1 protein-coding gene is annotated in these 530 nt (G+C 69.2%); it reads right to left on the bottom strand.

Annotation, left to right across the window (positions count from 1 at the left end):
- The coding region (locus PV679_RS36080) for a lanthionine synthetase LanC family protein (RefSeq protein ID WP_319685507.1) at nucleotides 1–530 on the bottom strand (530 nt) is incomplete at both ends.

A 530-nucleotide genomic window follows, 5' to 3' on the forward strand; every position in this document is an offset into this window, starting at 1 on the left:
GTTGGGGGGCGTCGGGGTGGGCGGGAGCGTGCGAGACCCACCAGCCGGGAAGCGGTCGCCCTTTGGGTCCGGATACCGGTTCGGTGAGTCTTACCAGGTATTCCAGGACGCGTTTCATTTCGTTGCTGTCCGGGTGGCGGCGCAGGAGAAGGGCGCCGAGTCCGGTCAGTCCTCGGAAGAGGTCGTATTCGGCGAAGGTGGTGAGGCGTTGCTGGTCGATGCGTGTGTGAGCGGCGTCCAGGCGCCGGCGGACGTGTGTGGTCACGACGCGGTCGAGGGTGCGCAGGGCTCCTGAGTAGCGTTGTTCATTGCCGGCGGCGGCCAGGTGGAGGACGTATGCCATGGCGGGGGCGCCGAGGAACAGGCTCACCTCGTCTCCGTCGATCAGAGGACCGACCGCGGCGAGCTGATGGTGTACGGCCTGCCACGTGCCGGTGCCGCGCCGGGCCCGTTCGATGTGGAGCAGGGTGACGCCGAGGGGGCCGTGTGCGAGGGATTGCCGGGTGGCGGTGGTTGGGTCGGGTGCGGGC

Origin of the sequence: Streptomyces sp. AK02-01A, assembly GCF_033795305.1 — a bacterium.
Lineage (GTDB): Bacteria > Actinomycetota > Actinomycetes > Streptomycetales > Streptomycetaceae > Streptomyces.